This is a genomic window from Streptomyces sp. NPDC047049, from assembly GCF_040643995.1.
GTDB lineage: Bacteria > Actinomycetota > Actinomycetes > Streptomycetales > Streptomycetaceae > Streptomyces > Streptomyces mooreae.
Genome location: NZ_JBEYVM010000005.1, coordinates 220,287 through 240,725, shown reverse-complemented (window position 1 = coordinate 240,725; position 20,439 = coordinate 220,287). Strand labels below are relative to the sequence as shown.

The window sequence follows — 20,439 nt, the reverse complement described above, 5'->3', positions numbered from 1 at the left end:
GCCGATGGACGTAGCAGACCGAGCCGGCCTCACCGTCGGCGTTCCTGCACGCCGGCCACGGCCCGGCGCGCGGGGGCGAGCTACCCGGTCACCTCACGTGGGTGCGGCGCGCGTCGGCCCCCGGCCCTCGCCCTGCGTGGTTCAAGGGGCCGCCCGGCACGCGGCGGACAGCCGGCGGAGGGTTTCCCGCATGCCGGCGCGGTTGCGCGCGGCGCGCCGGGCCGCCGGGGTGCCGGTGAAGAGCAGGCCCAGCAGCTCGGCGGCCCAACGGCGCCACCCGTGGCGGCGGCGGTCGATCCAGTATTCGGTGACCTGTGTGCCGTGCTCCGTCGGGGTCAGGCGGTAGCCCCAGCGCGCCACCGGCAGGCCGAACGTGGTGTTGTCGAAGGCGAACTCCCGGCCGGGGTCGGCGATGACGATCCGGCAGGTGGCGAACCAGATCCAGCAGGCCTTCCGGTTGATCCCCACGAAGCGTTCCCCGCGGGGCCACACCCAGATGACCTCGGGGCTCCACTCCTTCATCCGCCGGATGTCCGCCAGGGCCGCATAGACGGCGTGCGGCGGGAGGGGGACTTCCAGGGATTCCTCCAGGCTCCATATACGCGTGGTCACCGCGCTCCCTCCGGTATCGACGAGCTGTGGCTCCGGGCCGCGACGACGGTGGCGGCATCGCGGATATGGCGGGTGAGATCCGCCGTGTCGGTGAGGCTGGTGATGTGTCCGCACCCCGGCCGGATGATGAGGCGACCGTCGCGGCAGGCGCGGAGGAAGAGGCGTTCATGGCGGCGGAAGTGGTCGCGTTCGCCGTTCACCAGCCAGACCGGACCCGGATACGCGGAGAGCAACGCCGGCGGGTCCATCTCGGAGACGGCCTCGATGATGCTGGGCGTGATCTCGCAGCTCAGGCCGCCGGAGACCATGGCCCGCGCCTGAGGAGGGGGCAGGGTGCGGCGGAACGCGAACGTGCTCAGCCGGTCGGCCTGTTGGGGGTGCCGGGCCGCGAGCCGGGCCGCTCCCCGGTAGGCGGCTCCGAACGCTCCGCGCGGGAGCGCCGTACAGCCCATCGCGACCGTGCCGAGGACACGGTCGGGGTGGGCGGCGGCGGTGGCGATCGCGACATAGCCGCCCAGCGACAGGCCGACGAGCACGGCCCGGCCGCCGAGTACGTCGATGGCTTCGGTCACCGCCGCCACGGCGCCGGTGATGCTGAACGGCTCGCCACGCCGGTCCCCGTGACCGGGCAGGTCGGGTGCAGCCGTGGGATGACGCTCGCCGATGGCGCGGATCACGGGGTGCCACATCGTGCCGCTCAGCCGCGTGCCGTGCACAAAGACGAGGGGCAGGCCGGCTTCCTTGGATTCCATGACCGGCACGCTACCTCAAATGCAACGCAACGTTGCGTTGTTTTTTGCTGCTACTCTCCCCGTCATGAGCGAGGAGCGGAACGGAACACGGCGCGGCGGCCCACGGAAAGCGCAGGAGATCTTCGACGCCACACTGGAGCTGCTGGCGGAAAACGGCTACGAGGGGCTGACCATCGAGGGGGTCGCCCAGCGGTCCGGCGTCAACAAGACCACGCTCTACCGCTGGTGGCCCTCCAAGGGAGCCCTCCTCGGTGCCGCACTCATCGGGGCACGCCAACTGGAGCTCACGCCTCCCGACACCGGCAGCCTCGAAGGGGACCTGGAGGCCCTTCTGGGCACGATGACGACCCTCCTCACCGCACGGCCCGCCTCCGACATCGCCGTCGCCGCACTGGGTGCCGTCACCCACAGCCCCGAACTCGCCTCGCACGTCAAGGACTTCTTCGCCGACCGGATCGCCCGCGAGCAGGTGGTTTTCGACCGGGCCGTCGCACGCGGCGAGATCGCGGCGGATACCGACCCGATGCTGCTGATGGACCTGCTGGCCGGCGCCGCGTGGGTGCGCATCGCGCTGCGACAGCTCCCGCTCGAGAAGGACTTCGTGGCGCGGACCGTGCGCACCGTCCTCAACGGGGCGCGCGACGCCGGATGAGGCGGAGGTGATCCACCGCGCGGTCACGGCGGGAGGTGATGCTGCCTCCGTTTCGGTCCCCTGTAAAGGGTCTGTTTCGCCATCAACTACAACTTTGCCAACTCTTGGTGTAGTTGAAACAGCTTTCACACCAGTCTCATACGCAACAGCGACGCACCCCCCACATGGGCTCGTCGCATCCACAAGGCTGGGCGAGAGGCAACAGCACGATGAAAAAGAGCAGAACGATCCGCCACGGAAGCCGGCTGCTGGCACTGTCCACGGCGTCACTGGGTCTGGTCGCGGCGATGGCCATACCGGCTGCCGCGGACGACGGGCCCACCCGGGAACAGCTCAAGGCCGACTGCGCTTCCGGGGAAGGGAAGTGCAGCTTCAACGAGCCGACTCTCGGCAAGGCGTTCCTCGGGGACTTCCGTCAGGTCTCCAACTCCCTCTACAACTGCAGCACTTCGGATGCCACTCAGTCGATGGGCTGGTCGGACACCGTGGGTTCCACGGACTCCGCCGGCGTCTCCGTCACCGCGGGCGGGAACATCGCCGGCCTCATCGATCTGAGTGTCACCGCGACCTACAGCCACACCTGGTCGAGCTCGCACACCGAGAACAGCTCCCTGAACATGACGGTGAAGCCCGGCGAGGTGGGCTGGATCTCCCGCGCCCAGGTCATGCAGACCGTCTCCGGCACCTGGCAGACGCACTACGACAGCCCGAAGTGGGGTCACTACTTCTGGTTCGTGCCGGACACGATCACCGGGCCCGCGGCCAACGGAACGGACGGGCAGAGCAATGCGGTGACCGTCAAGACGCGCAAGATGACCACGGCGGAGAAGAACTCCTGCTCCGCCGACGCGAAGAAGGGCAAGACGTTCGTGGTCAAGCGCTGAGCTGACCACGACGGCGCCGCACGGTTGCACCGGGGGGCTGCCCCGCGCCTTCGGGCACGGGACGGACGACCGCAGCCGTCGGCCTCGTGCCTCCCGGCCCGTCCCCACGCGCCGGGAGGCACGACTTTCCCCCGTCGCGCCGGTGTGAACTGTTCCTGAGAACGCCGTCGACGGCGCTGCGCGCACCACCCGTCCGTAGGCTCCGGCTGTGCACTCTTCACGCTCCCTCGCCGTCGGCGCCTTCGTCCTGGCCATGGCGCTCAGCACGGCGTGCTCCGCCACCCGCGCTCCACACCCCGCCGGTTCCGGGACACCGGCGCCGTCCGGCGGGGCAACGGTCCCGGCCGTCTCCCGCGACCGCACCGCCGAGCCGGCCCCCGGTCTCTACAACATCTGCTACGTCAACGCCTTCCAGGCACAGCCCGACGCGACCGGCCTCTGGAAGGACCGCCATCCCGAGCTGCTGTTGCGGGACGGGGACGGAAAGCCCGTCATCGACAAGGCCTGGGACGAGCCGCTGCTCGACATCTCCACCGGCGCGAAACGACGGGCGCTCATGGACATCGTCGGCCCATGGATCGACGGCTGCGCCCAGGCCGGTTTTGACGCCGTGGAACCTGACAACCTCGACTCCTACGAGCGGTCCGGCGGCAGGCTCACCGCCGGGCATGCCGCGGCCTTCGCCCGGCTCCTGGCCCGCCGCGCCCACCGACAGCACCTGGCCGTCGCCCAGAAGAACACCACCGGCCTGCTGCCGCAACGCCGTCGTATCGGCTTCGACTTCGCCGTCGTCGAGGAGTGCGCCCGCTACCAGGAGTGCACCGAGTTCGCCGAGGCCTATGCCGACAGGGTCTTCGTCATCGAATACGAGCCGAAGGATTTCACCGCGGCCTGCCACGCCTGGGGGCAGACCCTCTCCCTCTCGCTGCGCGATCGCGACGTCCGCCCCGCCGGCGCCGAGGGCCATGTCGCCGAGCGCTGCTGACGGCGTGCCGCGCGACGGCGCGCGTACCACGTGGGAGACGCCGGGGTGGGCTCAGTTGCGCTAGGTCGGTTCGCCCCGGCCCGGTTCGGGCGACTGGGCGCGGCCCGGTCCGGGCGGGTCGTCGCGGCCCGGTCCGGGCGGAGCATCGCGGCCCGGCCGGGTCCGCTGCAGGTCGGCGCCGGAGAGCGGTTCCAGCTCGCCGTGGGTGTCCAGCCAGTACAGGAACGCCACGGCCGGGCACACGAGCACCACGGCGACGAGGGTGACCAGGCCTACCCACCGCAGGCTGCTCGGAGCGCCGGCGCCCTCGGCCACGGTCAGTGACGTGGGGATGAGATAGGGGCGTTGGGCCGCGCCCCAGGCGAGGACCGCCGCGGCGACGACGCCGACGGCGGTGAGCCGGGACCAGGCTCCGGACCGGCGCAGCAGGAGCCACCCGGTGGCGAGGGAACAGACACCGGCCAGGATGACGAGGCCGAGGCCGACGCCGTGGGTGAGTCCGCGCCAGACGTGCGGGGCATCGGTCCGGGTGACGGTCAGCATGACCGCCGCGAACACGGCGAGGGCGACGACACTGCCCAGCGCCCGCCGCCGGAAGTAGCCGACGAGGTCGGTCGCCCCGAAGCGGGCGGCGTCGGCGGCCAGGAACACGGCACCGAGGAAGGCCGTCGCCACGATGGCGATCAGGCCGAAGAGGACGGAGGTCGGGTTGGCCCAGGCATGCGCCGACGCCTCCGTGCCCGGTACGGCCCGTCCCGAGGCGATACCGCCGACGGCCGCGCCGAGGAAGAACGGGGTGAGCAGCGAGGAGAGAGCGAAGACCGCACCGTAGAGGCGTCGCCCCGCGATGCGGCGGACGGGCTTGCGCAGGGCGAAGCCGGCACCGCGCAGGACCAGGCCGACGGCGGCCAGTGCCAGGGGGAGCCACATCGCGGAGAACACGGTCTGGAAGAGGACGGGGAACCCGGTCCACAGGATGACGAGGACGAAGACCAGCCAGACGTTGTTGACCTCCCATACGGGGGCCATGGCATGGTCGATGAGCCACCGCGGCCGCTTGCCGCGCTCCGTGCCGCCGGCGGTCAGGTCCCAGAAGCCGGCTCCGTAGTCGGTGCCGCCGGCGCAGGCGTAGGCGGCCACGGCGAGCAGCAGCACCACGGCGATCACGGCGGCCATCACGGCCGGCCGTCCTCGGCCGGTGCCGGCCCCGGTGTGCCGGACGACGGCGGGTCACCGGCGGGCACGGGCGCGCGCGGCCCGTAGGGGGTGTCGGTCTCCGGTCCCTCGTACCGCTCCTCCGCCGCCGGTCGCGCGTCGGCGAGCCGCCAGCCGGTACGCATCTTGAGCAGCACGGCGAGCAGCGAGCCGAAGATGAACACGTACACCGCCATCACCAGGCCGAGCATGATCCACAGACTGGTGGACCGGGTCGCCGTCACCGCCTCGCCGATCCGCATGTGCTGGTAGACGATCCAGGGCTGGCGCCCCACTTCGGCGGTGACCCACCCGCATTCGACGGCGACGACGGAGGCCACACCCGCGCACGCCGCACCGCGGAAGAACCACGGTGACCGGGGCAGCCGGCGGCGCCGCAGCCGGCACCAGCCGTACCAGAGGGCGAGGAGGAGCAGCAGCGAGCCGATCACGACCATGAGGTCGAAGGCCCCGTGGGCGAGGGTGGCCTGGGCCGGCGTCGGCCGGTCGCTCGCCGGTACGGAGGTCAGTCCGGTCACCTTGGTCGCGGGCCGGAATCCGGCCAGCACGGAATCGAGTTGGGGGATCTTGATGCCACCGGAGACCGTGCCGTCGGGGTGCAGCCGGCCGAAAATGTACTCCGGTACATGGGTGCCGGTCCGCCAGACGATCTCCGTCGCGGCGAACTTCACCGGCTGCTTGTGGAAGACCGACCGGGCGATGGAGTCTCCGAGCAGCATCTGCACGGGGGTGAACACCGCGGCGAGGGTGAAGGGAACGGTGAAGCCGAGGCGGTGATAGCGGTCGCGGCGGCCGCGCAGCCAGCCGACGGCGTAAACGCCGGCGACGACGTAGCCGGCGGTGACCAGCATCGCCACGACGAAGTGCCAGTACTGGGGGCCGAACATGGGCGTGAAGATCGCCGACCAGATGTGGACGTCCACCGGCTTGCCGTCGGCATCGAGGGTGAAGCCCTGGGGCGTGTTCATCCACGAGTTGGCCGCCAGGATGCCGAACGCGCCGAGCAGGGCGGCAGCGGGAAGAGGCAGGCCGAGCAGGAAGTGGGTGCGGGGCTTGAGCCTCCGCCAGCCGTAGAGGTAGATGGCGATGAGCACCGCTTCGAGGAAGAACGCCCAGGCCTCGACGCCGAATCCGATGCCGAAGACGCCGCCCCAGGTGCCCATCAGGCCGGGCCACAGCAGCCCGAACTCGAAGGAGAGTACGGTGCCGGTGACGACACCGACCGCGAACTGCACCGCCATGACCGCCGACCAGCGCCGGGCGAGGAGCAGGGCCACGGGGTCGTTCCGGCGGAGGCCGCGGTGGTGCATCACCAGGGTGATCAGCGGCAGCGCCACGCCGAGCGGCACCAGGATGATGTGGGAAGCCAGGGTGAACGCCATCAGCTGCCTGGCCGGAAGCAGTTGGGCCGGAGCGTCCGCCAGCAGTGTGACCGTGGTGTGCATGCCTTGGTGCCTTTGCTGCTCGGGACGTTCGGGAGCGGGCCGCCTCGGGGGCGTCGACGGGCGGGCCACGCCCCCGGCCCGGTCCGCCGGGCGGGACGTCCCGTGCCTGCACCGGCCTCGGCTCCCGTGCCGCACCGGCGGTGGAGTTCACGATGGCCTGCCTCCTCGGTGCTCGGCCCCGCCCCGCCGGCTCGGCACCGTCCCGCGGGCTCGGCGCCGGTCGCGCCCGGCTCGTCACAGAAGCACCGACGGGCCCGGGCGGCACGCACCGCGGGCCCGCTTTGCGCCGTTGGGCCGATGATCTTCGCCCGGTCGGCCCAGCCGGGCATGGAGAAGGGCAGCGGGTCCGGCAGTTCAGGACTGCCGGACCCCCTGCCCCGAAGACCAGGACTCCGCTCTTCGCCGCCCTCCTCAGTGCGGCGCCGCGCTACGCCGTCTCATGAGCGGCGGTGCCGTTGATCTTCTCTATCGCTTGGCGGGCCTGCTCCTGAGGGGAGCGGGACGGCAGGGGCGACACCGTGGTGGACGCCACGGCGGGCTGCGCCCGTTCCTGTGGCACCGTCTTGGCGTGAGTGGCCGGCGGGCGGATGCGCAGCCGCTGACTGGCGGCCTCGTCCAGGGTCACCGGGCGCTTCCAGCGGGCAGCCAGCCGGGCGGCGTCCTGACCGAGCGCGGCGACGTCCTCCCACTGCAGACGAATCACCAGGGATACTTCGGCGTCGCCCTCCGGCAAGGCCTGGAGCTGCGGGATACCAGGGTCAGTCATGATGCCCTCCTCACATCGCGGACCGGTGCCCCACGGGGCACGGATATGAAGAGATACGGAGCGGCCGCCGCCGGCGTTCAGTTCCCGCCACCGGCTGCTCATTTCCGTGGAATCTTCCGGAGGTCCGCGGGTGACGACGCCAGCCGAGCACGGTCGCCGGCCACGCCTGCCTGCCGCGTCGGCCGACCATGCCGACCGACCGCGCCGGCCACCGCACACCGACCGTCGTCCGGTCATGACCGTCGGTTGCCGTCCGGGTGCGGCCCACCGGCCCGCGTGGCAGAGGCCGCGTGCGGAGGTGCGGATTCCGTGGTGCACGATGGGGGGCGGAACGGTGAGCGGGTGATGACCGGTGATGAGTCTGCAACGGCTTCTCGGCTCCGTCGGGCCGGCCGTGCTGTCGGGGGTGTGCGCCCCCAAAGGCACCGCGGTCCCGGTGGGCGATGTGGTGATCGCCGAGCCGGACGGCGGCTTCGATCTGCGCCCGGGGGACCTCGTCCTCGGAGTTAATCTCACGGATCGTTCGCAGGCCCTGCGGCTGCTGTCGTCGTGCGCCGACCGGTCGGCCGGTGCGCTGCTGCTCAAGGCCCCGGCGGCGGTCGACGAAACGGTGGTCACGGCTGCGAACGCCGCGGGACTGCCCTTGGTGCAGGTCGAGCAGCAGGCCGGCTGGGCGCAGGTGGTGTCCCTGCTGCGCGCGGTGCTCGACAGTGAGGGTTACGCGGATTCCGGCACGGGGGCGGTCGGAACCGAGGCGGGTGATCTCTTCGGGCTGGCCGACGCGATCGCCGCCGTGATCGACGCACCGGTCACCATCGAGGACCGCAGCTCACGTGTCCTTGCCTACTCCGCCCGGCAGGAGCGCGGCGACGAGGCACGGGTCGCCACGATCATGGGACGGCATGTCCCCGACGACGTGAACGCCCACTTCCGCCGGCACGGGGTCTTCCGCAGGATCGCCCAGGACACCGGCCCCATCTACGTCCCCGCCGTGGTGGAAGGGACCAAGCCCCGGCTGGTGGTACCGGTGCACGCCGGCGGGGACGTGCTCGGCTCGATCTGGGCCATCGTGCCGGGGCCGGTGCCTGCCGAGCGGGCCGAGGCGTTCGCCGACACCGCGGCGGTGGCCGCCCTGCATCTGCTGCGCCGGCGGGCGGGCGCGGATGTGGAGCGCCTCGTCCTGACCGACATGGTCGCCACGGTGCTGCACGGCCAGGAGGGGGCGGCGGACGCGGCGCGGCGTCTGGGGCTCGCCGCGGGCCCCTGGCGGGTGATCGCCGTGGGAGTGCGCTGCGAGGACGACGAAGAAGCGGAGCGGCAGCGACTGACCGTATGGGAGCGTATGTCCCGGTTCCGCGGCTCTCGTCTACGGTCCCCCGCGGCGATCGTCGGCGGGGTGGTGTACGGGATCGTTCCGGCGGAGATGGCCACCTGGACCACCGACGGGGGACCGGCTTGGCTGGAGACACTGTGCGGGGCCACCGGGCAGCCCGCCCCGCTGGTCGCGGTCGGGGGACTGGCGGCGTCGGTCCCCGGGCTCGCCCGCTCGCGTGAGCAGGCCGACGACACACTCGACCTGCTCCGGACGGGCCTGATCGCCAGCGCCCAGGCCGTCCACGACGAGGTGTGGGCCACGGTCGTGCTCCGCCATGTCGCACGCTCCGCCGCGGCGGCACGGATCACCGGCGTCGGGCCGCTGCAGCAACTGGTGGACCACGACGAGGCGCACGGCACGAGTGGTGTGCCGACGCTGCACGCCTGGCTGCTGGAGATGGGCGACCCGCGGGCCGCCGCGGCCCGTCTGCACATCCACCCCAACACCCTGCGGCACCGGATGCGCCGCCTCCGCGACGTCGTGGCGCTGCCACTGGACGATCCCCAGGTCCGTACCGCGCTGCTGCTCCAGCTCACCGCCCGCCAATACGGCGGGGAGGCCGGCGCGGAGGCCCACTCGGCCTGAGGCACACCCGGGCTGAGGCCCACTCGGCCTGGGCGGCAGGCCACCGCGTCCCCGCTTCCCGTTGTCCCGATCCCACTGCCGAACGCCCCGGGACAGTGCCGATCGAACGATGACGGCCCGTTCCCCCGCCGAAACCATGGCTCCACCCGCAGCTCACCGGGCACCAACGGATTCCATGGAAGGACGGTGGCATGACATTCGGCATTCCCCGCGAGGCCGAGAGCGCCGTAGCCGGACCCGGAGCGGCAGCAACCGCCGTCGCGGACGTACGGCCCCCGGCCGGGCCCGGCGCGACGGCCGGAGGAGCAGCCCCGACCGCTCCCCCGGCGGCACCCCCGGCCCACTCAGTGGAACCCCCGGCCGGCGAATCGGCGTTCGACCACCACGGCGGGGAGGCGTACCGGCCCGGAACGCCGCACGCCCAGGCCCGCATTGATCTCGCGGCGATCCGCGCCAACGTCAGCCGGCTGTGCGATGCGGCGGGCTCCGCCGAGGTGATGGCCGTGGTGAAGGCCGACGGCTACGGGCACGGTATGGTCGCGGCCGCCCGGGCGGCGCTCGCGGGTGGCGCCACCTGGATCGGCGTCGCCGGGATGCGGGAGGCGCTGGCACTGCGCGCGGCCGGTGTCCCCGGCCGGCTGCTCGCCTGGCTGCTGACGCCGGGGGATGACTGGAGTTCCGCGGTGGCCGCCGGGGTCGAACTGTCGGCCGGGGCCGAGTGGGCGGTGCGGGCGGCGGTCCGGGCGGCGCACGCCGTGGGCCGGCCCGCGCGGCTGCACCTTGAGGCGGAGACCGGGCTCGGGCGCGGCGGCGCCACGGCGGGCGACTGGCCGGCGCTGGTGGACACCGCGGCGCGCGCCGAAGCGGCCGGGTCCGTCCATGTCGTCGGCGTGTGGTCGCATCTTGCGCGCGCCGATGAGCCCGGACACCCCGGCTGTGACCGGCAAGTGGCGAACTTCCGCAGCGCTGCCGAGCTCGCCCGGCGGGCCGGTCTCACCCCCGAAGTCCTGCACCTGTCCAACTCGGCCGCCACCCTGACCCTTCCGGAGGCACGCTTCGACCTCGTACGTCCCGGGCTCGCCGTCTACGGGCTGAGCCCCGTGCCCGGCCTGGCCGGACCGGCGGAGCTGGGGCTGCGCCCGGCGATGACCCTCACCGCACGGCTCGCCTCCGTCAAGCGGGTCGCCGCCGGGCACGGCGTCTCCTACGGGCACCGCTATCGCACGCCCCGAGAGACCACGCTCGGTCTGGTTCCCGTCGGTTATGCGGACGGCGTTCCCCGGCATGCGTCCCAGGCCGGTCCGGTGCTCGTCGCCGGCCGACGGCACAGGGTGGCGGGCACCGTGTGCATGGACCAGTTCGTCGTCGATCTCGGCGATGTGCCCGCCACGCCCGGAGACAAGGTCGTGCTCTTCGGGCCAGGCGACCGCGGGGAACCCGGCGCGCAGGACTGGGCCCGCGCCGCTCACACCATCTCGCACGACATCGTCACCCGTATCGGCGCCCGCGTTCCGCGCACCTATACCGACGGCACGGTGTCCGACACCCGCTGAGCGGACACGGGCACCGACACCGGCGGCACCGACACCGACACCGACCACCGTCCCGCCCGTTGGACCATCGACACAGTCCCCCCCTTGCCCCGCCTTCCCCTCCTCCCTCGCATCCGCAACCGCCTCCTCCTCCGCCTCCGCCCCGACGAGAGAGCCCCGCCATGACCTACCGCCTTCCACCGTCCCCGCCAGGCCCCGCCGGCCACGACGACCCCGGCACCGAACACCTCCACCGGGGTCTGCAGCCCCGTCACATCCAGATGATCGCCATCGGAGGAACGATCGGCGTCGGACTGTTCCTCGGCTCCGCCGAAGCACTCCACGAGGCCGGTCCGGGTCTGCTGCTCACCTACGCGCTGGCGGGCATCGTCGTCTTCTTCGTGATGCGTGCCCTCGGTGAGCTTCTGGTGTACCGGCCCGTGTCCGGCTCGTTCGCCACCTACGCGGAGGAGTTCATCGGCAACTGGGCCGGGTTCGCCACCGGCTGGAGCTACTGGCTGATGTGGGTCGTCACCGGTACCGCGGAACTGACCGCGGCCGGGATCTACGTCCGCTACTGGTGGCCCGGTGTGCCGCAGTGGCTGCCCGGCCTCATCGCCCTGGCGGTCCTCGGCCTCGCCAATCTCCTGGCGGTCCGGCTGTTCGGCGAGTTCGAGTTCTGGTTCGCCATCATCAAGGTGCTCACCATCGTCGTCCTGCTGCTCATGGCCGCCGCCATCCTGATCTTCGGCTTCGGCCCCCTGGGGAAGACGGCGTCACTGAGCAACATCTGGACGCACGGCGGCTTCTTCCCCCATGGCACGGCCGGACCGCTGCTCGCCCTCCAGGTCGTCGTCTTCGCCTTCGTCGGCGTCGAACTGCTCGGTGTGACCGCCGGGGAGAGCAAGGACCCCGAAAAGACCCTCCCCTCCGCCGTGCGCCGGGTGATCTGGCGGATCGCGCTGTTCTACCTGGGCGCCCTCACGGCGGTCATGGCACTGGTCCCCTGGACCCAACTCGACCCGGATGTCAGCCCGTTCGTGCTCGTCTTCGCCAAGGTCGGGGTGCCCGCGGCCGCGGGTGTGGTGAACATGGTCGTGCTGACCGCGGCGCTGTCCTCCTGCAACAGCGGGGTGTTCTCCACCGGCCGCATGCTGCTCACCCTGGCCCGGGACCGGCACGCGCCCGCCGTGTTCGGACGGGTCAGCCGCCAGGGCGTCCCCGCGGCGGGCATCCTCGCGTCCATGGCCGTGATGCTGCTGGGCGTGGCAGCGAACTACTTCGTCCCCGAGGAAGCCTTCGCGTACGTGACGAGCGTGGCGACCATCGCGGCCGTCTTCACCTGGGGAATCATCGTCTGTGCCCATCTGCGTTACCGGACGGCGGTCCGCGCCGGGCGGCTCCGGCAGGTCGCCTTCCGTATGCCGCTGGCACCCGCCTCGAACTACTTCGTCCTCGCCTTCCTCGGTCTCGTTCTCGTCCTGCTCGGCTTCGACGCCGAGAACAGGATCGCGCTGTACGTGGCTCCGGTGTGGGCGGCGATCCTCGTGGCCGGCTACCGCCTCACCCATCGCACCCGGGCCGCCGGACCCCGGGGCGTGACACCACCCGATGAGGAGCGACCGGAGCCGTCACGGCTTACCTGAACGGCCCGCACAGTCCGAACGGCCTCGACAGCCTCGACGACTTCAACGGCTTCAACGGCTTCAACGAATTCGACGCTCTGACCAGCGGTGAACTGCCGGTTCGGCCAGGGGCGGAACGGCAGGCACTTCGGGGGCGTTGTCGATGTCGTCGGCAGTCAGCTTGAAGCTGTCGGGGTACGCATTGCGCCGGGTACGGCGGTCGGGTTCGCCGGTGCGCCAGCAGTACAGGCACCGCCCGCACTGCAGAACGTCCCAGACGCCGGGGACGGGCGAGGTGAACAGGTGCTCGATGACGGTGTGCGCACAGCGTGGGCAGCAGGTGGCGGCATCGGTCATGACGCGCTGTCCCTTTCTTGAATGAAGTGGGATGGGCGGGGAGGAAATGTGCGGGAGAGGAGATGTGCGGGATGCGGGACGGGCGCCACGTGAGGTGCACAAGGGGTGCCCTCAGCGGCGGCCGGCGAGCTGCTGGAGCTTGGCGAGCCAGGCGCCCGTCTCGGGCAGGTCGCGGACCTGGTTGCCGTAGGTGCCGCGGCCGTCGGGGGCAACGGGGGTGGTGGCGTCGATGATGAGCTTGTCGACGATGCCGGGCGGCTGTGCCTGTGGGGCCAGTTCGAGGACGGGCATATGAGGGACCTGGACGAGGTCGCCCGCCGGGTTCATCTTGGTGGACAGGGCCCACATCACCTGCGGCAGGTTGAAGGGGTCGACGTCCTCGTCGACGACGATGACGGTGGTGGCGTAGCCGAGGCCGTGCGAAGTGGTCAGCACCCGCGTACCGACCGCCTTGGCGAAGCCTCCGTAGCGCTTCTTCGTCGAGACGATGACGACCAGTCCGTGGGTGTACATGGCGTTGACCGCCTGGACCTCGGGGAAGTCCGTCTTCAGCTGCTGGTAGAGCGGCACGCAGGTGTTGGCGGCAATCAGGTAGTCGACCTCGGTCCACGGCATTCCGAGGTAAAGGTGCTCGAAGATCGGGTCGGTGCGGTGGGAAATCTTGTCGATGCGGAGGACGGGGAGCCTGCGGCCGCCGGAGTAGTGGCCGGTGAACTCCCCGAAGGGGCCCTCGATTTCGCGTCGGCGGCCCTCGATGACACCTTCGATGACCACTTCCGACCCCCACGGCACCGGGAGGCCGGTCAGCGGGGCCTTCGCGAGCGGTGCCGGGGCGCCGCGCAGGGCTCCGGCCAGCTCGTATTCGTTCTCGTCGTACTTCATCGGGGTCGAGGCGACGAGGGAGATGACCGGATCGTTGCCGAGGGCGAGGGCGACCGGCAGGTCCTCGCCGGCCTCCTCGGCCTTGCGCAGATGCCGGGCGAGGTCATGCATCGGCACCGGTTGCAGGGCGAGCCTGCGCTTGCCCTTGACCTCGATGCGGTAGATGCCGACGTTCTGTTTGCCGCTGTGGCCGGGATCCCCGGGATCCTGGGAGACGACCGCGGCCTTGTCGAGGTAGAAGCCTCCGTCGCCGTCGTTGAGGCGGATCAGCGGAAGCACCTGGAAGATGTCGGCCGCCTCACCGTTCATGGTGTGCGCGGCCCACGGCGGATCGCCGCGCCACTCGGGCGCGACGGGGAACCTGGCCCAGCGGCGGATGAACTCCGCCACCTGTTCCTTGGCTCCGGTCTCCTTCGGCAAGCCCAGCGCGAGGGCGTGATTGGCCCAGGAGCCGTGCACATTCATGGCGATACGGGCATTGCTGAAGCCCCGCACGCGGTCGAAGTACAGTGCCGGCGCCGCATCCCCCAGACGCGGCGCCGCGTTGGCGGCCGCGGCGATATCGGGCTCGGGCCGTACCTCTTCGGTGATGCGCAGCAGCTGGCCCTCCTTGTCGAGGGCCGCCAGGAAGCTGCGGAGATCGTCGTACGCCATGGGTGCTCCTTCATGCGGCGGGTGCCGGGCGCCGGGGGCGCGGGGGATGTCAGGCGTGCCGGGGGCAGACGGTGGGGTCCGACGATCAGTCGCACAGTGGTCAGCTCCCTCGGTTCGTCGGACGGCGCAACGGCCCGTGCGCCAAGCCGGCACGGGGCGGCAAGGCGGCCGGTGAGAGTGCGACTGCGACTGCGACTGCGACTGCGAGGCATCGAAATTTTCGGTCACCACCTCGTCACACCGGATTTGCGTCCGGTAAGCCCGCACGCCGCCTGACCGGCCCTGTCACCCTTCACGCTAGGCGCGAGGCACCCCTTCGAAGCGGTACGCTGAGGACACGCTATGGACCAAAACGGACCCGCTGACATCACCGAGGTCCCCTTCAGGGCCACCGCGGGAGCCCCGCCCGGCGTGGAGGTCTTCGGCTTCGGCGATCTGCTCGCCCGCGCACGGGGGCATGACATCGATCCGTACGCCGCCAAGCGCCTGGCCTTCCACGAGCTGATCGCGGTGCGCACCGGGACCCTGCGCTGCTCCGTCGACTTCACCGAACACGAGCTGACGCCGGGCAGTTGGCTGTGGGTGCGGCCCGGCCAGATCAGTCAGTACCGCTCCGACCTCACCCTGGCCGAGGGCAGCATCGTCCTCTTCCTGCCGGGCTTCCTGAGCCCCGCCACCGCGGAGGCCGCCCGCGTCGACCAGTACGACGGGACGCTGCCACTGGCCCCTCGGGGCGCGGAGGGCGATGCCGTACGCCGGGTCCTGGAGCTGCTGGCGAGCGAGCACCGGCAGCTGGCCGGACTGCCCCTGGAGGCACATATTGAGGTGGTGCGCCATCTGCTCGCCGTCCTCGTCCTGCGGCTGGCCCAGGTATGCGGCGCGCGGGGCGGCGATGAGGCGGGCGGTGCCGCCTTCCGGAGTTTTCAGCAGGCCGTGGAGCGTGAATTCGCCCGCACCCATCGGGTGGACGACTACGCGAGGCAACTGGGCTACAGCGTCCGCACGCTCACCCGCGCCACCCACGCCGCCGCCGGGTGCGGCGCCAAACGCTATATCGACGACCGGGTCCTCCTGGAGGCCAAGCGCCTGCTGGTGCACACCGGCCTCACCTCCACCGCCATCGGCGACCGGCTCGGCTTCCCTGACCCCACGGTGTTCACCAAGTTCTTCCGCCGGCGAGCCGGCGAAACCCCGGCAGCCTTCCGCAACCAAGCACGGGGGAACCGGCCCTGACCCGGCGCCGCCGGCGGATGCCACGGGTCCGCACGACAGAGGTGCCGGGCCGCTCACTCTGCGACGGGCGAGCCGCGCGCCGCGGCCCTCCGAGCGGAGGGCACCACCCCCGCTGTGTGCTGCGGCATGCGCCCTGCGCCGTACGCCCTCGTACGCTCGAACCCATGAAATCCATATCCCCGAAACTCCCTATAGCGAAGGGGACCGCCGCCCACCGAAACCAAGATCGTTACGCTCCCATGCGTACTGCCTCGTGGCGGGCTGCCGTTTCAGCCAATCCTCACTTCATGTCTTGCTACAGACCTCAGCGTCCTCTCATCCTGGCTGGCGGTACGGGGGACTTCGAAGCGCATGTGGCATGCCCATGATGGGCATCGTGTCTCCCGTTGCCTGCTCCGGGTCCTCGAACCGGGCGCATCGCATACAACAAGGGGGAGACACAGGTGATATCACGTCACCGCACGAAATTCCGGGTCGGCTTCGGCAGTTCGCTGATCGTCGTGCTGGCACTCTGGGTGCCGCAGTCCGCTGCCGGCGCCGCAGAGCCGGAACCCGCCGCGGCCCTGCCGTCGGCTGCCGCAGGCGGCGCCACCGCGTCCTCGGGCGCCGACGCCACGTCGTACTGGACGCCGGAGCGCCGCGCCGCAGCCAAGGCGACCCCGCTGCCCGGCCTGAGTGCCCGGGAGATCCAGCGCGTCATCAAGAAGAGCACCGCACCGTCGCGGCTCGGCCGGCTGTCCGCACCGCCCACCGCGCCGGCGAACAAGGCCGCCACCCGCGGTGACAGCAAGGCCGGCGCCGCGGTCAACAAGGCCAGACCATGGGGCAAGGCGGGAAAACAGCCCGCGCTCACCACCGGAAGGCTCTTCTACCGGTTGCCGGACGGCTCCGGTCACACCTGCTCTGCCAGTGTGATCCACGCGTCCAACAAGAACACCTTGTGGACCGCCGGGCACTGCGTCCACCCGGGTGGCGGCGGGGACGGGAAGTTCTACGACCCTGACTACATGACGTTCGCCCCGGATGACGACGGCGGCCGGGCCCCGCACGGCCTGTGGGAGGCCGCATACATCAACACCACCAAGGGCTGGGCGGACGACAGGGACTTCGCGCAGGACGTCGCGGCCGTGGAGGTCCGTCCGCAGTCCGATCGCGGCAACATCCAGGAATTCGCTGGATCGCAGGGGTATCACTTCGGCTACGGCCAGGACTTCAGCAACGTGACGTTCCTCGGCTACCCCGCTGCCGGCAACGGCCGCGCCTTCCCCGGTGACCAGTTGACCTACTGCCGGGACAACACGGAGGACGCCAGCGGCTGGTGGTGGGACGAGCGCCTGCAGATGGTGTGCGACATGGGCCAGGGGTCGAGCGGCGGCCCGTGGATCGACGACCTGAACGGTGACGGCCTGGGCTACCTCGTCGGCGCCATGTCCCACGTCTACGACCCTGACCCCAACGACCCGGACAATGCGTGGAGTGACCCCCACGGCTTCTCGTCCAACCACGGTGACGGCGCAATCAACGTCTACAAGGACGTAGCCAACCACTGACACAGGCCCGTTGAACCCGCGGGCACCGTAGCGGCATGCGTGAGACGGGCGATGTGACACCGTGCTCCTTGCACAGGTGTCGCATTGTCCCGTGCGGACAGGCGTTCACCGCCAGTTGTTCACGGCTGCGGCATCTGTGCCGGGGATGCTTCGCGCCGGCGCTCGTCGGTCCAGTACGAGGAACTCGTCCCGGGCTTCTCGTCCGGCGTGGCCCCGCTCGCCGCATCCTCCGGCCGGTGCGACGACCGATGCGTCGGTGAACTCGTCTCCGGGGCGGCCGGACGGCCGACGCCCGGGCCGCCCGTGGGGATGGTAAGTACCGCCACCACCACGGCTACTGCGACCACTGCGCAAGCCGTCACCACCGCGGACACGACCCGATTTCCTTGTGGCATCCTTCTCCCCCTTCGCTTCGTGAGCACCCGGAGCGGTACCCGTCAGACGGGCCCGCCCCCAGCCCGGTTCCGCCGGATGCCGCCTGCGGCACCCCTCCGGGACGGCGTAGCGACATAGCGTTCGTAAGGCGGGCCAGCAGAGCGTCGCTATCGACCTGCATGTTTGCCCACCTGGCTGAGGGGTTCCGCAACACCATGCCTGCCGAGGGCTCGCTCCCGCCGGGCAGCCCGGCCGTCCGCCCCGGCACAGGCCCAGGTCAGGACCCCGCGGGGCATCGGTGAACGACTCGGCGGTGAGCCAGTCCGCCACTCGGCGCCCGGCCGAGGTGAGCACCTCGTCCGGACCGGCGAGTTCGCCGGGCTGCCGGCGAGGCAACGAATCCCCTTGAGCGAGGCGGGGCATGTGCGGGGAATGCTGATCACCAGGGCCTGAGCCGCGCCGCGTTCGGCGGGGCCCTCCGCACATGGCGGTGCGCCGCGGACAGGCCGTCCGCGGCGCACCGGGTGGGGAAGCTCCGGCCGGTGAGGGAGGGCGCCCCGCACCGGGCTCGTCACGTCCGTGCGGGGTCAGTGACGGCGCCCCCACGCCGTGGTGTCGACGACACGGTGGCGGTCGTTGCGCAGGGTCGCTTCGTCCCCGTTGTTGTCCCAGACGTAGCTCCGGCGGTTCTGGAAGACGTCATTGCGGTGGTCGCGGCCGATGCCGGTGTGGACGCGGACCTGGCTGCGGCCGTTCAGGCGCACGTTGCCGAAACGGTAGGCGTGCCCGCTCTTGTCGGACAGGCTCCAGCCCTTGATGTTGACGGGTGTGCGGCCGGTGTTCTTCACCGTGACCCACTCCGCGTTCAGGCTCCGGTTCGAGCGGTCGTCCCGTCCGGGGCTGTCGTACTGGACCGCCCCGAGCACCACCGCGGACCGCGTGGGGTGCGGAGCGTGGTGGCCGGCCGCGCCGGCCGGAAGGGCCGCGGTCACTGCCAGGGCCGCGGAGCCCAGCACCACCATGGCTACACGCGAAGGATGAAGAAACATCGAACCTCCTGCAAGGGACGCCCTTGTGCGGGCGCCCAGAAACCGGACACCCGGCCGGTTTGACCGGGCCACCACAGATTGACCGCCCGTCACCCCTTGGTGGAGGAAATCCATTTTGGTGTGACGAAACGCAGACATATGCACAACCGCACCGCGCCAGGCTCGTACGCCCCCGCGCTCACCCTGTCGTCCACAACGCCCCCTACACGTATCCGGGGCTCCGGCCCGGGGACTGGTGGGCGGGCATGGTGAGGCGCCTCGTGCCCGCATTCCCTGCCGCCGAGAGGCCGGTCTTGTGTCGGATGACGTCAGTTGGCCTGAGCGCCCCGGCTGCTCCGTCTCGGCGGTCAGGTGATCCGCCAAGGAGTCAGAAGCGTCGTCACGCTCGCTGGACTCCCCCAACTCAGGTTTCCGTTAGCTCACTTCGGCATCATGCGTTGCCCGTGGCCCCTGGAGCCTCTACGTTGAGCGCGCCTGAATTCAGCTCAGCCCGCCGCTCCTGTGACGGGCTTCGGGAGGAACCCCACATGCGCTCACGCACCTCCACCGACATCCGCAGACGCCTTTCCATACGCACCGCGGTGGCCGCCGGCCTCGCCGCGGCCGCGCTGGCGGCGACGGCCGCCGCGGCCACAGCCGCTACGGCCCCGGGCGCCGCCACCGCGTCCCCACAGGGGCACCGCACCCAGCAGGTCGAGTACTTCACCGGAGCGGCCGGTCACCCCCGGCACACCACCGTCCCGGCCTCGGAACCCGTCTCCCCCGCCGAGCGGGCCGCGATCGCAGGCGACGGCGACGTCACCTCGATCGTGCAGAACGGCCCGGTCGGCGCCAAGCTCGATGTGGTCTTCATCGGGGACGGCTACACCGCCGCCCAGCAGGAGGACTTCCACGCGGACGTCCGCACCAAGTGGGCCAAGATCTCGGCCGTGGAGCCCTACGCCTCGTACGCCGGACTGTTCAACGTCTGGGCCGTCGACGCCGTCTCCAACGAGTCCGGTGTCTCCGGGGATCCGACGCAGGACGTGGTCCGCGACACCGCCCTCGACTCCGCCTTCTTCTGCGAAGGTACCGAGCGGCTGCTGTGCGTCGACACCGGCAAGGTCGAGTCGTACGCTTCCAAGGCCCCCGCCGCCGACCTCGTCGTCATGCTCGCCAACTCCACCAAATACGGTGGTGCGGGTTACAACGACGTCTCCTCTCAGGTCGGTTACGACGGGATCGCCACCGCCTCCTCCGACAACGACCGGTCCGATCAGATCGCGGTGCACGAGACCGGCCACTCGCTCGGCAAGCTCGCCGACGAGTACGCCTACGGCCAGTCCGGCACCTACCCCGGCCCCGAACCGGCCGAGGCCAACCTGACCACCTTCTCCGCCGACGAGATGACCGCTCAGCGGCAGAAGTGGTACCGCTGGATCGGCCAGGAATCGCCGGACGGCGGGGCGGTCGGCGCCTTCGAGGGCGGCGGCTACTACGAGAACGGGATCAACCGTCCCACCGAGAACTCGATCATGCGGACGCTCGGCCGGGAGTTCAACCTCCCCGGCCGTGAGGCGATGATCGCGGGCTTCTACCGCTACGCGAGCGTGCTGAACAGCAGCGTTGCCACCGACCGCGCCATACCGCGCACGACACGTATCCATGTCGGCGCACCCATCTCCGCGACGGTGAAGTGGTACGTCGACGGCCGCGAGCGCAAGGCCGCACGCGGCAGGCACACGGTCGTGGTGCGGGCCCTCGGCGTCCCGGCCGACGGCCGCACCCATACGGTCACGGCCAGGGCCACCGACCGTACGGCCGCGGTCCGTGACCCGGCGCTGCGCAAGCAACTCTCCGGGAAACTGACCTGGCGGGTCTCGCCCTGACCGCCAACGGGCCAGGCATACCGGACGAGAAGCCGATGCCCCG

The 20,439-nt window shown here is 71.1% G+C and carries 17 protein-coding genes; 9 read left to right on the top strand and 8 right to left on the bottom strand.

The window, feature by feature from the left end:
• Positions 1 to 141 precede the first annotated feature (141 nt).
• Positions 142 to 612 carry an SRPBCC family protein gene (locus tag ABZ851_RS15435; RefSeq protein ID WP_361126836.1) on the bottom strand — a complete coding sequence of 157 codons (471 nt, stop codon included), beginning with the start codon at positions 610 to 612 and terminating at the stop codon, positions 142 to 144.
• A complete protein-coding gene (locus tag ABZ851_RS15430) occupies positions 609 to 1,364 on the bottom strand; it encodes an alpha/beta fold hydrolase (RefSeq protein WP_361126833.1) in 756 nt (251 codons plus the stop codon). Before ABZ851_RS15430 ends, ABZ851_RS15435 begins: the two co-directional genes overlap by 4 nt.
• 64 nt (positions 1,365 to 1,428) lie before the next feature.
• On the opposite strand from ABZ851_RS15430, the gene ABZ851_RS15425 reads away from it, so the two are divergent.
• From ABZ851_RS15425 to ABZ851_RS15415, 3 genes are all read left to right on the top strand, one after another.
• Positions 1,429 to 2,016: a TetR/AcrR family transcriptional regulator gene (locus tag ABZ851_RS15425; RefSeq protein WP_361126830.1), complete on the top strand. Its 588-nt coding sequence runs from the start codon at positions 1,429 to 1,431 to the stop codon at positions 2,014 to 2,016.
• 209 nt (positions 2,017 to 2,225) lie between these two features.
• A complete protein-coding gene (locus ABZ851_RS15420) occupies positions 2,226 to 2,900 on the top strand; it encodes a hypothetical protein (RefSeq protein WP_361126827.1) in 675 nt (224 codons plus the stop codon).
• 208 nt (positions 2,901 to 3,108) lie between these two features.
• Positions 3,109 to 3,885 (top strand): endo alpha-1,4 polygalactosaminidase, encoded by a 777-nt coding sequence (locus ABZ851_RS15415; RefSeq protein ID WP_361126824.1) that lies wholly within the window; start codon positions 3,109 to 3,111, stop codon positions 3,883 to 3,885.
• Between the two features lie 60 nt (positions 3,886 to 3,945).
• On the opposite strand, the gene ABZ851_RS15410 is transcribed toward ABZ851_RS15415, so the two are convergent.
• From ABZ851_RS15410 to ABZ851_RS15400, 3 genes are all read right to left on the bottom strand, one after another.
• The gene (locus tag ABZ851_RS15410) at positions 3,946 to 5,061 is read right to left on the bottom strand and encodes a cytochrome d ubiquinol oxidase subunit II (protein ID WP_361126821.1); all 1,116 of its coding nucleotides are present in this window, start codon (positions 5,059 to 5,061) and stop codon (positions 3,946 to 3,948) included.
• The gene (locus ABZ851_RS15405) at positions 5,061 to 6,545 is read right to left on the bottom strand and encodes a cytochrome ubiquinol oxidase subunit I (protein WP_361126818.1); all 1,485 of its coding nucleotides are present in this window, start codon (positions 6,543 to 6,545) and stop codon (positions 5,061 to 5,063) included. Before ABZ851_RS15405 ends, ABZ851_RS15410 begins: the two co-directional genes overlap by 1 nt.
• Before the next feature lie 427 nt (positions 6,546 to 6,972).
• Positions 6,973 to 7,311: a hypothetical protein gene (locus ABZ851_RS15400; RefSeq protein ID WP_336048317.1), complete on the bottom strand. Its 339-nt coding sequence runs from the start codon at positions 7,309 to 7,311 to the stop codon at positions 6,973 to 6,975.
• Between the two features lie 355 nt (positions 7,312 to 7,666).
• Here ABZ851_RS15400 and ABZ851_RS15395 point away from each other — a divergent pair, with 355 nt between their 5' ends.
• The 3 genes from ABZ851_RS15395 (at position 7,667) to ABZ851_RS15385 (ending at position 12,449) form a co-directional block, all read left to right on the top strand.
• Positions 7,667 to 9,271 carry a helix-turn-helix domain-containing protein gene (locus ABZ851_RS15395; RefSeq protein WP_361126814.1) on the top strand — a complete coding sequence of 535 codons (1,605 nt, stop codon included), beginning with the start codon at positions 7,667 to 7,669 and terminating at the stop codon, positions 9,269 to 9,271.
• Positions 9,272 to 9,462: 191 nt separating this feature from the next.
• Positions 9,463 to 10,824, top strand: coding sequence for an alanine racemase (alr, locus tag ABZ851_RS15390; protein ID WP_361126811.1), 1,362 nt, complete (start codon positions 9,463 to 9,465; stop codon positions 10,822 to 10,824).
• Between the two features lie 161 nt (positions 10,825 to 10,985).
• Positions 10,986 to 12,449, top strand: a complete 1,464-nt coding sequence (locus ABZ851_RS15385; protein WP_361126808.1) for an amino acid permease — start codon at positions 10,986 to 10,988, stop codon at positions 12,447 to 12,449.
• 60 nt (positions 12,450 to 12,509) lie between these two features.
• Here ABZ851_RS15385 and ABZ851_RS15380 read toward each other — a convergent pair whose 3' ends face one another.
• Positions 12,510 to 12,785: a non-oxidative hydroxyarylic acid decarboxylases subunit D gene (locus ABZ851_RS15380; RefSeq protein ID WP_361126806.1), complete on the bottom strand. Its 276-nt coding sequence runs from the start codon at positions 12,783 to 12,785 to the stop codon at positions 12,510 to 12,512.
• A 111-nt stretch (positions 12,786 to 12,896) separates the two neighbouring features.
• Complete coding sequence (locus tag ABZ851_RS15375) at positions 12,897 to 14,321, bottom strand: non-oxidative hydroxyarylic acid decarboxylases subunit C (RefSeq protein WP_361126803.1); 1,425 nt, start codon at positions 14,319 to 14,321, stop codon at positions 12,897 to 12,899.
• Between the two features lie 342 nt (positions 14,322 to 14,663).
• Here ABZ851_RS15375 and ABZ851_RS15370 point away from each other — a divergent pair, with 342 nt between their 5' ends.
• Both ABZ851_RS15370 and ABZ851_RS15365 read left to right on the top strand, forming a co-directional pair.
• Positions 14,664 to 15,554 carry an AraC family transcriptional regulator gene (locus ABZ851_RS15370; protein WP_361126800.1) on the top strand — a complete coding sequence of 297 codons (891 nt, stop codon included), beginning with the start codon at positions 14,664 to 14,666 and terminating at the stop codon, positions 15,552 to 15,554.
• Between the two features lie 443 nt (positions 15,555 to 15,997).
• A complete protein-coding gene (locus tag ABZ851_RS15365; protein WP_361126797.1) occupies positions 15,998 to 17,104 on the top strand; it encodes a hypothetical protein in 1,107 nt (368 codons plus the stop codon).
• A 962-nt stretch (positions 17,105 to 18,066) separates the two neighbouring features.
• Here the strand turns inward: ABZ851_RS15365 and ABZ851_RS15360 are convergent.
• The gene (locus ABZ851_RS15360) at positions 18,067 to 18,528 is read right to left on the bottom strand and encodes a lamin tail domain-containing protein (protein ID WP_361126794.1); all 462 of its coding nucleotides are present in this window, start codon (positions 18,526 to 18,528) and stop codon (positions 18,067 to 18,069) included.
• 527 nt (positions 18,529 to 19,055) lie between these two features.
• On the opposite strand from ABZ851_RS15360, the gene ABZ851_RS15355 reads away from it, so the two are divergent.
• Complete coding sequence (locus ABZ851_RS15355; protein WP_361126791.1) at positions 19,056 to 20,396, top strand: M64 family metallopeptidase; 1,341 nt, start codon at positions 19,056 to 19,058, stop codon at positions 20,394 to 20,396.
• The last annotated feature ends 43 nt before the right edge of the window (positions 20,397 to 20,439 follow it).

Excerpts from the sequence above, each read along its gene's own strand:
- ABZ851_RS15420 (WP_361126827.1), top strand. The coding sequence starts at position 2,226 with ATGAAAAAGAGCAGAACGATCCGCCACGGAAGCCGGCTGCTGGCACTG.
- ABZ851_RS15425 (WP_361126830.1), top strand. The coding sequence starts at position 1,429 with ATGAGCGAGGAGCGGAACGGAACACGGCGCGGCGGCCCACGGAAAGCG.
- ABZ851_RS15410 (WP_361126821.1), bottom strand. The coding sequence starts at position 5,061 with ATGGCCGCCGTGATCGCCGTGGTGCTGCTGCTCGCCGTGGCCGCCTAC.
- ABZ851_RS15355 (WP_361126791.1), top strand. The coding sequence starts at position 19,056 with ATGCGCTCACGCACCTCCACCGACATCCGCAGACGCCTTTCCATACGC.
- ABZ851_RS15375 (WP_361126803.1), bottom strand. The coding sequence starts at position 14,321 with ATGGCGTACGACGATCTCCGCAGCTTCCTGGCGGCCCTCGACAAGGAG.
- ABZ851_RS15370 (WP_361126800.1), top strand. The coding sequence starts at position 14,664 with ATGGACCAAAACGGACCCGCTGACATCACCGAGGTCCCCTTCAGGGCC.
- ABZ851_RS15395 (WP_361126814.1), top strand. The coding sequence starts at position 7,667 with ATGAGTCTGCAACGGCTTCTCGGCTCCGTCGGGCCGGCCGTGCTGTCG.
- ABZ851_RS15400 (WP_336048317.1), bottom strand. The coding sequence starts at position 7,311 with ATGACTGACCCTGGTATCCCGCAGCTCCAGGCCTTGCCGGAGGGCGAC.
- alr (WP_361126811.1), top strand. The coding sequence starts at position 9,463 with ATGACATTCGGCATTCCCCGCGAGGCCGAGAGCGCCGTAGCCGGACCC.
- ABZ851_RS15380 (WP_361126806.1), bottom strand. The coding sequence starts at position 12,785 with ATGACCGATGCCGCCACCTGCTGCCCACGCTGTGCGCACACCGTCATC.
- ABZ851_RS15405 (WP_361126818.1), bottom strand. The coding sequence starts at position 6,545 with ATGCACACCACGGTCACACTGCTGGCGGACGCTCCGGCCCAACTGCTT.
- ABZ851_RS15360 (WP_361126794.1), bottom strand. The coding sequence starts at position 18,528 with ATGTTTCTTCATCCTTCGCGTGTAGCCATGGTGGTGCTGGGCTCCGCG.
- ABZ851_RS15385 (WP_361126808.1), top strand. The coding sequence starts at position 10,986 with ATGACCTACCGCCTTCCACCGTCCCCGCCAGGCCCCGCCGGCCACGAC.
- ABZ851_RS15430 (WP_361126833.1), bottom strand. The coding sequence starts at position 1,364 with ATGGAATCCAAGGAAGCCGGCCTGCCCCTCGTCTTTGTGCACGGCACG.